Origin of the sequence: Gluconobacter kondonii, assembly GCF_002723995.1 — a bacterium.
Classification (GTDB): Bacteria; Pseudomonadota; Alphaproteobacteria; order Acetobacterales; family Acetobacteraceae; genus Gluconobacter; species Gluconobacter kondonii.
In genome coordinates, this window is record NZ_BEWP01000005.1 from 1 (window position 1) to 14,344 (window position 14,344).

The following is a 14,344-nucleotide window of genomic DNA, read 5'->3' on the forward strand; positions in this document are numbered from 1 at the left end:
GCCTTCAGGCCGGATCGTCGATCGGACGTTCATAAAGCCGATAGCGCTTGTACGGCTCAGGCACGATGCTTTCTGCCAGATTACGCATGTTGGAATCAGAGGCCTGAATCCAGCCCAGCTCCACCCAGGAATAGGGCAGGGACTTCCGGCGGCGCATCAGTTCGGCAATCGCCAGAGACGGCAGAAGCGCCCCCAGAACGGTGCCACGCAGACGCTGCGTCACACCGAGCAGAATGACTCGTGCCGAATGAAAGCGATGCGTCGTCAGCCGGGCCGCAAGCTTCACCCAACCCAGAGGCGAAGGCGAACCACCCAGATCACCAGCAATGTCGTAAAGATTGGGAACCACCAGCGCCATGGCGACGGGTTCAGCATCCTGATCGATCTGGACGTAATGTTCAGGACGAAGCACCGGACCAAGCTGCTTGATCATGGCCTTCATTTCGTAATCCTGAAGCGGTACGAAATTGAACTTGTCGCTCCAGGCATCATTGTAAAGCTGACGCAGGATTTCGCCCTGCTCGGCAATCTGCTTCTTCGACAGACGCCTGATGGCAATGGAGCCGAGTCGGCCTTCACCAATTTTCAGATCGCCCGGAACCTTGAAACGCGATTCCGTCTGATCATCGAGATCGAGCTTATAGCTCAAAAGGTCTTCAACGGGCGTATAGCCCGCGTCTTCAACCAGTTTCCCCATCAGGCGCGGATGCCAAGGCATGGCGACCATCAGGGGCTGGTCCTGCCCTTCGATCATCAGGCCGGATTCGCCATTGCCGCTCAGCGTCACCGGCCCGCGCATTGTCTGCATGCCCTGAAGACGCAGCCAGTTCCGGGCCGTCTCCAGCAGTGCGCTGACGACACTGCCTTCAGGAACGGCATCCAGCGCCCCGAAACAGCCGATTTTCATGCCCCAGTGCTCAATGGCACGATGGTCCACGATTGCCGCAATGCGCCCCACAGCCGTGTTTCCACGCCATGCCAGAAAATAGCGGATGCTCGCATGGCGAAAAATCGGCGCTTTTTTCGGGTTCAGCAGATCATCCTGTTCCATGTCGAAAGCCGGGACAAAACCCGCCATTCCGGCATAGATACGACGCGGAAGCGTCGTGAACAGTTTGAGATCAGCCCGCGTCGTCACTGGCCGAACCACAAGATCATCATGCGGCGCAGGGATGTCAGTCCTGTCGGGCAGTGTCATAATGGCAGGTGTACCTCTGATCGAAAAAAACATCCCGTCCAGCGGGCTGATGTGCCAGTACGGCACGGGGTCGCATCTTGTTGCATGGGAGGGCTATACCCTTCCAGCCCCGATCCGACCACGAATAAAGCGGTTTTCCATGCCAGAGACTTCTGTTTCCTCTTCCAGCGCCCCGTTTCACGTCCTCATTACCGGAGGATCGAGCGGGATCGGCGCCGCTCTGGCGCTCCACTACGCCCGTCCGGGAACACATCTGACGCTTTGGGGCCGCAATCCCAAACGCCTTGCAGACATTGCCGCACAGGTCGTCCGTAAAGGCGCCTCGGCAGACATTCTGTCCCTCGATCTGTGCCGCACGGACGACGCTCTGGATGCTCTGCGAAAAACAGACGACGCGCGAAAAATCGATATTCTGATTCTGGGGGCGGGACTGGGCGATATCCGTCCCGAAGGCGCCCTGACGGAAACAGCCGAACAGGTCCGCGACATCTCTCTTGTCAACTTCACAACCCCTGCGACCCTTGCCACCGAAATGGCCTCACGTATGGCTGTCCGAAAAGAAGGCCGGATCGCACTGGTAGGGTCCGTCGCGGCGTTCCACGATCTTCCGGTTGCAACAGCCTATAGCGGCTCAAAAGCCGGTCTGGCACGCTTCAGCACGGCCCTGCATGCCGCCATGACTCCGCATCATGTTTCTGTCACCCTGATTTCTCCGGGTTACGTCGACACACCGATGAGCCAACGGCTCGAAGGAGCACGACCTTTCCTCGTCTCCTCAAAACGCGCTGCCCGCATGATCGCACGCGCCATCGGGCAGGGCAGGGCGCACCTGCTTTTCCCTTGGCCTTTCGCCATAGCCCGGGTTCTTGAAATGATCATGCCACGCGCCATCGTTCACCGACTGCTACGAACCGCAGAAGTCCGACAGCGGCCCGCTCGCTGAATTACGACTTCCATCACATCCGGAACTTGACGCGGAGGAACCGGTAGGCAACTGCTGCACACAGAAAAAGCGCGGGCCGCCGGCCAGCATCGCCAGAGGACTTGAGGTGCCATGAGGGAAATCGTCGCCGTCGATATCGGTGGAACGCACGCACGTTTTGCAATCGCGACCATCGAGGATGGCAAGGTCATCACACTGGGTGAGGCCACGACACTGAAATGTGCGGAACATGGCAGTCTGGCGCTGGCCTGGGAAACATTCGGCCGCTCCCTGAATCGTGACCTGCCGCGCGAAGCCGGTATTGCGGTCGCCTGTCCGGTCAGTGGAGAAATCCTCAAACTGACCAACAATCCGTGGATCATCCAGCCCAGCCAACTCGCCGCGCGCCTGCATCTCGATAATTTCGTGCTGGTCAATGATTTTGGAGCTGTGGCCCATGCCGTAGCACAGGTCGATTCATCCTATATGAAACATCTGTGTGGGCCAGATATCGACCTTCCCACCGAAGGTGCCATCACGATTGTAGGGCCGGGAACCGGACTGGGTGCTGCGTGCCTCCTTCGTCGCAACGACCGGTATTTCGTGATGGAAACCGAGGGTGGTCATCTGGACTATCCTCCCCTCGACGAACTGGAAGACAAAATTCTTAAAGCCCTGCGTCTGCGCTTTCGCCGCGTTTCCGCAGAGCGGATTGTCTCTGGTCCGGGACTAACCAATCTTTATGAAGTCATTGCGGAAATACAGGGCTGGCCCATTACCCTGCGTGACAACCGCACCCTGTGGCAGAACGCCCTCGACGGCTCGGACACCGTGGCCGTTGCCGCACTGGAACGCTTCTGCCTGAGCTTGGGCGCAGTCTCCGGCGATCTGGCACTCGCGCACGGAGCACGAGGCGTCGTGATTGGTGGTGGACTGGGCCTGCGACTTGCAGACAGCCTCGGCCATTCCGGATTTGCCGAACGCTTCGTCGCAAAAGGGCGTTTCGAGACAATGATGACCGAGATGCCGGTCAAGATCATCACCCACCCACAACCCGGCCTGTTCGGAGCCGCCGCCGCATATGCGGAAGCCCATCCGTAACACGGCAATATCTTGGATTTCCGAAGACGACCTCCGGAAATCCAAGCACTGACATCAAAGAAAAAAACGCCTTATTTTTGGCGTTCTCAATACAGATTGGCGGTTACAGCGCCGATATAGAACGTACATTTCGGAAGGGATTCCGTATCCAGAATCAACGCGACATGCGTGGCAAACGCAGGCGCACCGGCCCCTATCGTGTCTGTTTCCAATTCACCGGGAGTTCCCGGATTTCCCAGATATCCCGGTGATGTCCCATGAGAGAGCCATTTGGTATAACCGGCTTTTGGAACGTGGATATCGTCCTCACCACAGAACAGATTGGCCCCGCCAAAAGTAGCTCTTCCGAACTGGTCCGACCCGATCACCTGCACAAAGAATGTTCGGAAATATAGAACCGCCAGATCCGCATCATCTGTGGGCATGACGTCATTGGTTGAGACGGCTCCCGTCGACAGGTCATAAGGAAACAGGACATTGAGCGCGATGTTCCCAGACTGGTATTTCTCAATCGGGACGCAAATGACAATTCTGTCGTTCCGGCTCTGCCCCTGCGTCTGAACCTTCAGAGACGCCGGATAGCCATTAAACATATAGTCCGTCGAAAGTGCGGCGCTGGCCCCTTGGGACGTCCATTGGTCAATCCCCGCAACATCCTCCGAATAAAGACCGCCCGTCAGTCCGACGCCTCCATTCAGCGTCAGAACGCTTTTTGATTGCGGAATGAAAAACCCGGCCAGACCCAGCGGATCGGAAGTCCAGTTATTGTATGTCCCGACATTGGCGTTGCCGGTGTTGACCGAACTCCTGATCTTAAGCTGACCCGGCCCACGCAAAGCCCTGCCATCCGCACAGGTCAGATTGTAAAGCTGCGTCTCGTGGAAAATCATCTGAGACATATTAGTTTCGAGAAAGACCGGTGGGCCGGGGAAGTTTGCGTGATTGCCCGCCCCGAGGAACATGCCGCCGTGGCAGATGATCGCACCGCTGCCTTTGCAGTGATAAAGCGGTTTGTCATACGCAGACGGCCCCATCATCTCCATGTGGCAGCCATGGGTCTCGATGCGTCCGGCATTATTGATGATGCACTGGTCCGAGTAATCCAGCGACGTGCCATAGAAGGTAAATTCACCGCCACCTGGATTATTGATGATGCAGGCGGAATTTCCCAGACTTCCGCCATACCATCTGTAATTCTCACCGGCGTTGATGCTGCCCTGAAGAAATTGAACACAAACCCCACAATCACCGACGGAAAAATCCCAATATTCTGACAGATACGCACCGCTGCCGTAGTTTATGCCAACGCCAAATGAATTGACGCTGCCTGTCTGAAAACTCTGAACGGTCCCGTCTATGTTTTCATAGGAATTGTACCAGATGCCGATGAGACCTGAATCTCTTCCCGGTCCGTTGATGGAAAAACCCTTGGTCAGCAACCCCAGAGGGTAATGCTCTGTCGCACCATCTCTCGTGGATAATACCGCCGCATTCCGGTTCAGCTTCGTCACCGAGAACCGGGTGAATGTGGCGTTTACATACCCGGACACGGACACGACCACGAACTGCGTACTGTCTTCGGGCACATACAGAGGCACGGAAATCGAACCTGTCACCGGAACATCTGACAGATTGGACAGGGTGACGCTCGGACCCTGCATGACCCAGCTGGACTGCCCCGATCCGGGACTACCGCTGTTGACGCCCAGACCGATGCTGCCCGGCTGGCTGTTCAGCATGGCATACGACCCGCCGAGTGTGCAGGAATACTCGATCTCGAACGTATATGCGCCCTTGGGAAGCGTCAGCTTCTGCCCGAACTGGTTCCAGTGCCCGGTTGCCGTGGACATGCTGTTGTTGTCAGAGGCAGCAATCGTCGCAGTGGTGTTGGACAGGGTGTAGGTGCCGGTGCGACCTGTGCCCGTGCCGAAGCCCGTGATCGTGGTTTGCGTACCGAGTTTCCACTGCGAATCATACAGAGGGTCCCCGACCTTGATGTCAGGGTTTCCCGTCATGGCCGTCACGGTCAGAACGCCGCCCGACACAGACCCCGTGATCTGGGTTGCATTCGCCGGATCAGTATAGACCGCCATACCCTTCTCGAAGACGACATCCGTGATCTGGGCGGGAGAATAGATTGACGCATTGACGAACGCACCGCTGGCATTGCCGGTCGCAAACGTGGGGTCGTCAATATACTCCATAACCGTGTTCACGGCCTTTAGCGCCGTAAAATCCAGTATGGAGTTCGTGAAATCCCCGAACGACGTCCCCGAAATCCAGATCAGAGGATTGTCGTCCAGCGCGACCGCATCATTACACATGATGTAATGCAGCGCAGGCGAACTGATGCCCTGGCCGGAATTGCAGACGGTCTGGATGGCGACAAAATCGAACTCCTGATCCAGACTATAGGCAATCGGAAAGACCGCCTGAGCCTCGGCCAGCGTCGAAAAATAGCCGGACAGTTTGTGACTGTTCCCGTCACCAACGGCGCCAAACCATTGCGGATTGAGGCCACCCTGATAGACGCGCCGATACGTGGTCCCGCCAGCCGTCACGATAATGGTGCCGAAATCTGACACACCAGCTTCCGAAGAGCGGACGAAGAGACCTGCCGCGCCACGCCTTAGATCCGTACCGTCCCAGGACGTCAGCATGACCGCAGCCGGCGATGTCGTGAGCGCCAGAAACTCTGCGATCGAAGCCACACTGGCGCGGATGCTGGAAGCCAGCACATCCGCAACACTAGCCCCATCGAGCGTGCTGGCCGCATCGATGGTGCCGGACTGGATCGACTGCCGGATCGACTGGCCCCCGTCTGCATCCACTTTGTTGCCAAGAGCTGCGGCGACCTGCGTCGACTTGACCAGATCGGCCAGAACCCCCGTGTCGACCACAGATTTCCAGGGAGGCGTGAAATTCTGAACCATCAGACAATCCTGTTCTTTAGTGTCAGGGGGAGCAATGAGACCGAGAACGAGCGCGCGCTGGACGTTTGAGAGCGTCACCCTGACCACGCAAGACAGCGCCGTGGCCAGCACGATGCCGGTTTCATGCATGGGGATTTTTCATAAAAAAAAGCCGCCCGGGTGGGCGGCTTCAGCAAGAAAGCTTAGGAAGATAAGGCTTATACCTTGGTCCAAGCAGAAATTATTCAAATTGATTTTTATATATTATGGGCACCACCAGAGTATATTCCCTAGATGTTTATAGAATGAAAATTTCATTCTCATTATGCCTATATCGTACATTATCTACAGTATTGCGTTGAACGCAATAGATTTTTTAATTTGATGCCACAGCAACAAATCCACGGTTTTGAAAAACCGATCGGAGAGTGATTAATTTTTGGGGTTAAAATTGTCTCTGGAGGTCCGGGCGGGAATCGAACCCACATACGCGGATTTGCAGTCCGCTACATCACCATTCTGCCACCGGACCTCGATGGAGACAAGCGCTATATCTCTCTTAGCGCCTGAAGGGTCAAGACAGATAATTGATCTTCAGAAGGATTTTTCTTCTTCTCTCGAACAGGCTATTAAGAACTGATTCACATAACACTGTGATATAGTGCAGACTTCAAGAGCAGGAAATCTCATGACTTCAGGGTGCAATGGCGCGACAAAACTGACGACTCCCCTTGGGTTGGGTCTGCTGTCGCTTCTCCTGAGCGGAACTGCTCTTGCCCAAAAATACGATGGTAGCGGTTCGCCGAATTTCATTCCGCACACGCTGCAAGAAGCCCTCTCAACAGCTTATCTGACCAATCCGACGCTGCGGGAAGAGCGGGCCCATCTGCGGGCAACGGACGAACAGGTTCCTACTGCACTGGCAGGCTGGCGCCCGACCGTTCAGACGGGCATGAATCTGACGTATTATGATGGAAGTACAAATTACGCTTCCAGCGGCGGCTATCTCGGCAGTTCCCGACGTTATCAGACACCCGGATATACGGGCAGCGTCACCATTACCCAGCCACTCTATCAGGGCGGAAAAACCGTTGCTGGTGTTCACGCCGCAACGAACCAGATCATGGCAGAACGCGCCCATCTGATCCAGACTGAACAGGACGTCTTTAGCAACGTTGTCAATGCCTATGTCGGCATTATCGAAGACGAACAGCTATTACAGATCGCGATTAACAACGAACATGTCCTGCAACAGCAGGTTGAGGCAACTCAGGAACGTTTTCACGTTGGCGAAATCACCCGGACCGACGTCGCACAGGCACAAGCTGCACTCGCAAGCGCTACTGCCGAAAGGCAACAAGCCGAAGGAACCCTACAGAGCGCTCAGGCGACCTATCTTCAAGTCGTCGGAATCGCGGCATATCCCAATCTGGAGCCGCCTCAACCGCTGAATCTTCCCGTGCATAGTGAACAGGAAGCAGTTGCTGTCGCAGTACAGAACAATCCTCAAGTCGTAAACGCGCTCTTTGCTGAGGCTCAGCGCAAAGATAATGTTTCTGTTCAGATTTCGCAGATCATGCCCAAGGTCTCTGCAAGCCTCAACTACCAGCACGCCGTCAATCAAGGGTACGGTAACTCCCTTCAGGATAATAAATTCGGTGAAATCGAATTTTCCATTCCTCTTTATCAAGGAGGGTCGGAATACGCTGCAATCCGGGGAGCCCGCCAGGACGCGCAGGCTGCTCATCGGGAAGTCGACGTACAGCGCAGAACAGCCCTGCAAAAAGCTGCCTCAAGCTGGCAGCAAATGGTGGCCTACAAACAATCCATTTCCAGTGATCGCATGGCCATTTCCGCAAATGTGATTGCACTCGATGGCGTGGAGCGTCAGGCCCTTGTCGGAACAAGCACCACTCTCGCCGTTCTCCAGCAGCAGCAAACTCTACTGCAATCCCAGAGAACACTTGTTCAGCACCTTTCAAACCTTGTCACATCTTCTTATGCAGTTGCCGCCTCAATCGGACGACTGACCGCGGTAGACCTCAAGCTGGGTGTCCCGCTTTATAATGAAAAAGCTTATTATAACGCGGTCAAGAACAAGCTCTGGGGCATGAACGACTACGCGATCAATCAGCCAGGCCGATAATTTTTAAACAAACGGAATATTCGAAATCTATGACCTCTTCTGATTTGAACCAGCCTGAACAACACGATGACGAAGCCATGACGGACGTTTTAAGCTCCATTAGGCGCATTCTTCATGACGATCCTGCTTCGGCCGGGACAACCGAGGAGAGACAAGGCATGGCACACCACGAAGAAGAACTGACACTCGACAGTTCCATGATGGTGACGCCGCCAACGCCCTCTGTAACGACCAGTCCCACTTCGACAGCCACCCCGGCAACAACCGACATGACAACGACACCTCACATAGAAACCGTGCAGAGCCGGAATGATCTGATGAACGCCCAGACAGTTGCAGCGGCAGAGCGCTCTCTCGATGAACTGCATGCCGCATTCAGTGGCACGACTCCCTTTGCGCCGGATACTGTCATCAGTCGCGGGAGCGGCCTGACAATCGAAGATATGGTTCGTAGCGAAGTGCGTAGCATGGTCCGGACATGGCTGGACGCGCACCTGCCATCACTGGTTGAAATTCTTGTCCGTGCAGAAATTGCCCGTCTGCGTCCACGGGAGTAAGAAGGGGGGTGGAAGAGCATTCTTCCACCTGCTGTACTGACTGTCCTGGATAACCATGCTCGAAAAAAGCTTCGTCCCCGCCGACCATGAAAACGCCCTCTACGATGCGTGGGAGAAAAGCGGCGCTTTCCGGGCTCACCCCGACAGACCCGGTGAGCCTTTTTCGATCATGTTTCCCCCGCCAAACGTCACGGGAACGCTTCACCTCGGCCATTCGCTGAACTTCGTCCTTCAGGACATGCTCATCCGTTGGAAACGTCAGGAAGGCTTCAATGTCCTCTGGCAACCGGGAACAGACCATGCCGGAATTGCGACACAGATGGTTGTCGAGCGCGCCTTGGACAAGGAAGGCACCAGCAGAACCGCTCTGGGACGCGAAGGTTTTCTCGAGCGCGTCTGGGACTGGAAGCAAGAATACGGTGGCACCATCGTCCAGCAGCTTCGCAAACTCGGCGCTTCGGCGGACTGGGAGCGTGAGCGTTTCACAATGGACGAAGGACTGTCCCGCGCGGTCCGTAAGGTGTTCGTCACCCTTTACAAGGAAGGGTTGATCTACCGCGACCGACGGCTGGTCAACTGGGATCCGAAGTTCCGATCTGCCATATCGGATCTGGAAGTAGAGAACCACGAGACCAAAGGGTCCATGTGGTACATTCGCTATCCGCTGGAAGACGGGCGGACCATCACTGTCGCCACAACGCGTCCGGAAACAATGCTTGGCGACGTCGCAGTCGCTGTTCATCCCGAAGATGAACGTTATGCTGACATGATCGGCAAGACCGTAATTCTGCCCCTGACAGGGCGCCGTATTCCAGTTGTCGCCGATCTGTATTCCGATCCTGAAAAAGGCACAGGTGCCGTCAAGATCACGCCAGCCCATGATTTCAACGATTTTGAAGTCGGCAAGCGTCACGATCTCCCGGCTCTGACGGTTCTCGATGAAACTGCCTGTCTCTGGATCGAAGAAATCCGGCCTGAACTGCAGGATATTGACGGGCTCGCTTCGGTCGCATTCGTCGAAACCCTGAATGGCCTGAGCCGTGAAGAGGGCCGCAAGCAGGTCGTCGCCGAGCTTGAGCGCCTGGAATGGCTGGAAAAAATCGAGCCGCACAAGCTTCAGGTTCCCCATGCAGAACGTGGCGGGGCCATCGTTGAGCCGCGCCTGACGCTCCAGTGGTACTGCGATGCCAAGACACTGTCTGGCCCTGCGGTTGAAGCTGTCGAAAGCGGAAAGATCGCGTTTGAACCACGCCAGTGGGAAAACACATTCCATGCCTGGATGCGCGATATCCAGCCCTGGTGCATCAGCCGCCAGCTCTGGTGGGGGCATCGCATCCCGGCCTGGTATGGCACGGACGGCAAAGTTTATGTTGCCGAAAACGAGCAAGAGGCTCAGGCCCAGGCCGGTGAAGGCGTGAAGCTCTCACAGGATGAAGACGTTCTGGACACCTGGTTCAGCTCCGCGCTCTGGCCATTCACCACGCTCGGCTGGCCGGACAAAACGGAAGAATTGGCGCGCTATTATCCGACGAGTGTTCTTGTCACAGGCTTTGACATTATTTTCTTCTGGGTTGCCCGGATGATGATGATGGGGCTTCACTTCATGGACGATGTTCCGTTCCGAACCGTCCTGATTCATGGGCTGGTCCGGGACGAAAAAGGACAGAAAATGTCCAAGTCCAAGGGTAATGGTCTGGACCCGCTGGATCTCGTTGCCGAGTTCGGAGCCGATGCGACGCGCCTTGCGATCTGTGCGGGGACAGGGCCGGGCCGGGATATCAAGCTCGGGCGCAAGCGGGTTGAGGAACATCGCGCGTTCATTACCAAGCTCTGGAATGCCGCTCGCTTCCTTGAAATGAACGGGGCGACACCGACGGAAGGCTTTGATCCGGCGAGCGTCAAGAGTGCGCTTGGGCGCTGGATCCTGACGGAAGCTAACGATGCCGTGGCTGAAGCTGGACGCGCGCTTTCGGCCTATCGTTTCGATGAATATGCCAACTGCTGCTACCGCTTTGTCTGGAGCCGGTTCTGTGACTGGTTCGTGGAATTCTCGAAGCCCGTCTTTGCTGCGGAGAACGCAGAGACCATCGAACTGCGGGCCGTCAGCGCGCATGTTCTGGGGCTGATCCTGCGTCTGATGCAGCCGGTTATTCCGTTCGTGACGGCCACGCTGTGGAAAGAACTGGGCTATGCGGGGGCTTTTGAAGACAGCCGCTGGCCGGAACCTATGCAGGTTGATCAGGCGGATGCAGCCCGGTCGGAACTGGACTGGGTTATTCGTCTGATCAGTGATGTGCGGACCGTGCGTTCGGAAATGAACATTCCACCTTCGCAGAAAGCACCGCTTCTGCTGCGGGATGCGACTGCGGAAAATCTGGGTCGTGCCCACACCTGGGCGGAAGCCATTGGCCGGATGGCGCGGGTGTCAGAAGTTGGCGTTGTGGGAGAGGATGCGCCCCGTAACGCGGCACAGATCGTTCTGGACGAGGCCACTGTTTTCATTCCGCTCGAAGGGCTGATTGATCTGGACGCGGAGCGGGCACGTCTCGCCAAGGAAACGACCCGGATCGAAGGCGAAATTCTCAAAGTGACACGCAAGCTGGATAATGTGGACTTCATCGCCCGCGCCAAACCGGAGGTCGTGGAGGAAAATCGGGATCGTCTGACATCATTCCAGAGCGATCTCGCTCGCCTTAAAGCGGCTCTGGGGCGCCTTGCCTGATTTCAGAACATCCGCCAGCCTTGCTGCTGTCATTCTTGCCGTTATGGCGGGGATGGCGACAGCAAGACCGCTGCCGGAGGGACGAAGCCTTGAGCATGCTGCCATAGCGGGCGAGCATCTTGATGTTTCGGTCTTCAAACCTGCATCCTGCACGATCAGGGCGATCCTGATCGTGCTGGCCGGAAAAGAGCGCGATAGCGCGACGTATCGCGACAACACTATTCCACTGGCCAGACATGAATGCAGTCTGGTGTTCGCGCCTAATTTTCCCTTATCGCGATTTCCTGTCCAACAGTATCAGCGTGGGGGATTTCCGATTTTATCACAAAGGGCGGCTCCAGCGTCCCTGTATATGAAACCACTGGAGCAGTGGGCTCGAAACATTTCTGATGAGCCGCATCTTCCGATCATTCTGATTGGGCACTCCGCAGGGGCACAATATCTGGAGCGGGTCGCAGCCTATGTTCCCGGCGAGGAAGTCATGACGGTCATCATGAATCCTGCCACCTACGTCGAACCGGAGACGGAAACCCCCGTTCCATACGGGTTTCATAACTGGCCTGAAGCGGCCAGCCTCCCGGACCTCAAGCGCTATCTCTCCCGGAATATCGCAATCATTCTGGGCGCTGACGATACCACACCTTCGTTACCCAATGAGCGCGTCCCCGACGCTGCGGGGCAGGGGCGCAACCATCTGGAACGCGGACAGTGGGCCTATGCCCAAGCCCGCGAACAGGCTGAGAGGCTCAATGTGCCCTTTGGCTGGACGATTATGCTCGTCCCGGCAACGGGACATGTTGCGTCCAAAATGCTGGCGTCCGCCGAATTGCAGGACGCCGTGGAGAATGCGATCAGGTCCGCGTCTTCACGATGATCTGAGACAGATCGCGTACGGCGCCATGAGCTGCGCTTGTGGTCATGGCGGCATAGGCCTGAAGGGCTTTTGAAACGACGCGCTCGCGGTTGGGCTTCCACGCATCTGCGCCACGTGCATTCATCCGCTCCCGCCGATCGGCGATATCGGCATCCGAAACAGCGAGATGCAGGCCGCGCTTGGGGATGTCGATCTCGATCCGGTCGCCGTCCTCGACCAGTCCGATCAGGCCGCCTTCAGCGGCTTCGGGGGACATGTGGCCGATGGACAGACCCGAGCTTCCGCCTGAGAAACGGCCATCCGTAATGAGCGCGCAGACCTTGCCCAGACCCTTCGATTTCAGATAGCTCGTCGGATACAGCATTTCCTGCATGCCGGGGCCACCTTTGGGGCCTTCGTAGCGGATGACCACGACGTCACCGGCCACGATGCGATTGCCGAGGATGGCGGCCACGGCATCATCCTGACTTTCGAAGACGCGCGCCGTTCCCGTGAAGATCAGGATACTGGCTTCGACACCGGCTGTTTTGACGATTGCGCCATCTTCGGCAAGGTTGCCGTAGAGCACGGCCAAACCGCCATCCTGCGAGAAGGCATGTGCCTTGTCGCGCAGAACACCGGCTTCACGGTCCTGATCCAGTTCGTGATAGCGGCTGGACTGCGAAAAGGCGTGGACGGTTCGGACATTTCCGGGAGCGGCCTTGAACAGATGCGCGGCTTGCGCATCGCCGTTCAGAATGTCCCACTTTTTTAGCGCATCGCCGAGCGTGGGCGCATGGACGGTCGGGACGCTCGTGTCGATCAGGCCCGCGCGGTCCAGTTCACCCAGAATGGCAGGAATGCCGCCTGCGCGATGGACGTCTTCCATATGCACGTCGTTCTTGGCCGGAGCGACCTTGCACAGATTGGGCACACGGCGCGAGAGGCGGTCGATATCGTGCATATGGAAGTCAACGCCGCCTTCGCTGGCGGCAGCGAGAAGATGCAAAACCGTGTTGGTCGAGCCGCCCATGGCGATATCAAGCGTCATGGCGTTCTCGAAAGCCGCACGCGTGGCAATGTTGCGGGGCAGGGCGGAGGCGTCGTCCTGTTCGTACCAGCGACGTGCCAGTTCCACGACCAGACGCCCGGCGCTCAGGAACAGTTCGCGGCGGTCGCTGTGCGTGGCGAGCAGGGAGCCGTTGCCGGGCAGGGACAGGCCGAGCGCTTCGGTTAGGCAGTTCATGGAATTGGCGGTGAACATGCCCGAACACGACCCGCAGGTCGGGCAGGCGGAGCGTTCGATCTGCTCTGATTCGCTGTCGGAGACTTCCGGATCGGCCGCAGCCACCATCGAATCAACAAGGTCCAGCTTACGCGTCACACCGGGGCCGTTGATCTTGCCCGCTTCCATCGGGCCACCCGAGACGAACACAACGGGGATGTTCAGGCGCATGGACGCCATCAGCATGCCCGGCGTGATCTTGTCGCAGTTGCTGATGCAGACGATGGCATCCGCGCAATGGGCGTTGACCATGTATTCCACGGAATCTGCGATCAGCTCACGCGAAGGCAGGGAATACAGCATTCCGCCATGGCCCATCGCGATGCCGTCATCGACTGCGATCGTGTTGAATTCCTTGGCAATTCCGCCAACCTCTTCGATCGCGGACGCCACCAGACTGCCCATGTCTTTCAGATGGACATGGCCGGGGACGAACTGCGTGAAGGAGTTGGCAATGGCAATAATGGGTTTGCCGAAATCGCCGTCCTTCATGCCCGTCGCCCGCCAGAGCGCACGGGCGCCCGCCATGTTGCGGCCGTGAGTGGTGGTGCGGGAGCGATAGGCAGGCATGGAACAAACTTTCATGACGGAATAAGGCCCTGATCCATAGCGAATCAAACGCGCGGAAGCCAGTGCAGGAAAGATATG

At 57.0% G+C, this 14,344-nt stretch carries 9 protein-coding genes and 1 tRNA gene; 6 read left to right on the top strand and 4 right to left on the bottom strand.

Annotated elements, in window-relative coordinates:
* Nucleotides 1–4: 4 nt before the first annotated feature.
* Nucleotides 5–1,198, bottom strand: a complete 1,194-nt coding sequence (locus GKO01_RS06625; protein ID WP_099286366.1) for a hypothetical protein — start codon at nucleotides 1,196–1,198, stop codon at nucleotides 5–7.
* Between the two features lie 139 nt (nucleotides 1,199–1,337).
* On the opposite strand from GKO01_RS06625, the gene GKO01_RS06630 reads away from it, so the two are divergent.
* Nucleotides 1,338–2,141 (top strand): SDR family NAD(P)-dependent oxidoreductase, encoded by an 804-nt coding sequence (locus GKO01_RS06630; RefSeq protein ID WP_099286550.1) that lies wholly within the window; start codon nucleotides 1,338–1,340, stop codon nucleotides 2,139–2,141.
* 111 nt (nucleotides 2,142–2,252) lie between these two features.
* Nucleotides 2,253–3,221 carry a glucokinase gene (gene glk / locus GKO01_RS06635; protein WP_099286367.1) on the top strand — a complete coding sequence of 323 codons (969 nt, stop codon included), beginning with the start codon at nucleotides 2,253–2,255 and terminating at the stop codon, nucleotides 3,219–3,221.
* An 86-nt stretch (nucleotides 3,222–3,307) separates the two neighbouring features.
* Here glk and GKO01_RS06640 read toward each other — a convergent pair whose 3' ends face one another.
* On the bottom strand, nucleotides 3,308–6,283 hold the full coding sequence (locus GKO01_RS06640; protein ID WP_099286368.1) for a hypothetical protein: 2,976 nt from the start codon (nucleotides 6,281–6,283) through the stop codon (nucleotides 3,308–3,310).
* Between the two features lie 308 nt (nucleotides 6,284–6,591).
* A tRNA-Cys gene (locus GKO01_RS06645) sits at nucleotides 6,592–6,665 on the bottom strand.
* Between the two features lie 156 nt (nucleotides 6,666–6,821).
* Between GKO01_RS06645 and GKO01_RS06650 the strand changes: the two genes are divergently transcribed.
* The 4 genes from GKO01_RS06650 to GKO01_RS06665 all read left to right on the top strand — a co-directional run bounded on the left by GKO01_RS06650 (nucleotide 6,822) and on the right by GKO01_RS06665 (nucleotide 12,432).
* Nucleotides 6,822–8,279 carry a TolC family outer membrane protein gene (locus GKO01_RS06650; protein ID WP_099286369.1) on the top strand — a complete coding sequence of 486 codons (1,458 nt, stop codon included), beginning with the start codon at nucleotides 6,822–6,824 and terminating at the stop codon, nucleotides 8,277–8,279.
* Between the two features lie 158 nt (nucleotides 8,280–8,437).
* Complete coding sequence (locus GKO01_RS06655) at nucleotides 8,438–8,836, top strand: DUF2497 domain-containing protein (protein ID WP_244901363.1); 399 nt, start codon at nucleotides 8,438–8,440, stop codon at nucleotides 8,834–8,836.
* Between the two features lie 55 nt (nucleotides 8,837–8,891).
* Nucleotides 8,892–11,558, top strand: coding sequence for a valine--tRNA ligase (locus GKO01_RS06660; protein ID WP_099286371.1), 2,667 nt, complete (start codon nucleotides 8,892–8,894; stop codon nucleotides 11,556–11,558).
* Nucleotides 11,551–12,432 (top strand): alpha/beta fold hydrolase, encoded by an 882-nt coding sequence (locus tag GKO01_RS06665; protein ID WP_099286372.1) that lies wholly within the window; start codon nucleotides 11,551–11,553, stop codon nucleotides 12,430–12,432. The genes GKO01_RS06660 and GKO01_RS06665 overlap by 8 nt, the downstream gene beginning before the upstream one ends.
* On the opposite strand, the gene ilvD is transcribed toward GKO01_RS06665, so the two are convergent.
* Nucleotides 12,410–14,266, bottom strand: coding sequence for a dihydroxy-acid dehydratase (gene ilvD, locus GKO01_RS06670; RefSeq protein WP_099286373.1), 1,857 nt, complete (start codon nucleotides 14,264–14,266; stop codon nucleotides 12,410–12,412). The genes GKO01_RS06665 and ilvD overlap by 23 nt on opposite strands.
* Between the last annotated feature and the right edge of the window lie 78 nt (nucleotides 14,267–14,344).

Bases quoted from the DNA above. Each gene is read 5' to 3' on its own strand.
- glk (WP_099286367.1), top strand. From the start codon at position 2,253: ATGAGGGAAATCGTCGCCGTCGATATCGGTGGAACGCACGCACGTTTT.
- GKO01_RS06625 (WP_099286366.1), bottom strand. From the start codon at position 1,198: ATGACACTGCCCGACAGGACTGACATCCCTGCGCCGCATGATGATCTT.
- GKO01_RS06640 (WP_099286368.1), bottom strand. From the start codon at position 6,283: ATGCATGAAACCGGCATCGTGCTGGCCACGGCGCTGTCTTGCGTGGTC.
- ilvD (WP_099286373.1), bottom strand. From the start codon at position 14,266: ATGCCTGCCTATCGCTCCCGCACCACCACTCACGGCCGCAACATGGCG.
- GKO01_RS06630 (WP_099286550.1), top strand. From the start codon at position 1,338: ATGCCAGAGACTTCTGTTTCCTCTTCCAGCGCCCCGTTTCACGTCCTC.
- GKO01_RS06655 (WP_244901363.1), top strand. From the start codon at position 8,438: ATGGCACACCACGAAGAAGAACTGACACTCGACAGTTCCATGATGGTG.
- GKO01_RS06660 (WP_099286371.1), top strand. From the start codon at position 8,892: ATGCTCGAAAAAAGCTTCGTCCCCGCCGACCATGAAAACGCCCTCTAC.
- GKO01_RS06650 (WP_099286369.1), top strand. From the start codon at position 6,822: ATGACTTCAGGGTGCAATGGCGCGACAAAACTGACGACTCCCCTTGGG.